This window comes from Arcobacter sp. (genome assembly GCF_050300555.1).
In the GTDB taxonomy this organism is placed as follows: domain Bacteria; phylum Campylobacterota; class Campylobacteria; order Campylobacterales; family Arcobacteraceae; genus Arcobacter.
The window spans coordinates 1-676 of record NZ_JBNKXY010000156.1 but is presented as its reverse complement, the minus strand read 5'-3'; the positions used below and the strand labels follow the sequence as shown (position 1 = coordinate 676).

At 33.1% G+C, this 676-nt stretch carries 1 protein-coding gene; it reads right to left on the bottom strand.

The features are described 5' to 3' along the window. Window positions 1-465 precede the first annotated feature (465 nt). Window positions 466-676: hypothetical protein (locus ACQY5W_RS13175; RefSeq protein ID WP_428025433.1), on the bottom strand; the 211-nt coding region annotated here is incomplete at its 5' end.

Sequence of the window (676 nt, the reverse complement as noted above, 5' to 3'; positions counted from 1 at the left end):
CTGCAAGCATCAACATATTGTATTGTTAGGTTTTTCAAGTAAATTCAGTTTCATTGCACGTTTAAGTAATTTCATTCTGGTCAGGTTGAATTTAAATCACGACAAGAACCATCAGGATTAGTTGGTACTGTTTCTATTGCTTCATTTGATGATCATTCACTGATAACTACCACACACTCTACCTTTTATTGTACATTCCATGACAACTCAATAGTTGGCTATTGTCTCGCTTTTATATCTTGTAGACTTAATGCGAAATACAATCTTGTGTCTTCCACAATCCGAGGTCGTAAGAAGTCGTGAAAAGAACGTGAATGATTTAAGCTCATCTCCATAATAAATTTATAGAAGAAAATAAATAGCTATTTATAATATTTTGAATAAGGCATAAAATTATTTTTTGAGTAAATTGTTACTTGATTATAATTGTTTAATTTATATTTAGTTAATGGAATTGGTATATCTTTAATTGTGATATAAATTTTGCACACCCCAGCAAAGCGGGATGTGGTTGTCATATTTTTTGTCATCAACCAAACACCAATATCTTTTTGTGTGGGTGCCAAATGGTTTGTCCGTGGCAAAGTGCGGTTGGGAACCCAACAAACCCCTTGATGCACAAAATGGACACCTAACCATTGGATTCAAAAAAAATTGTGTCGAATCAAGTTTCTCC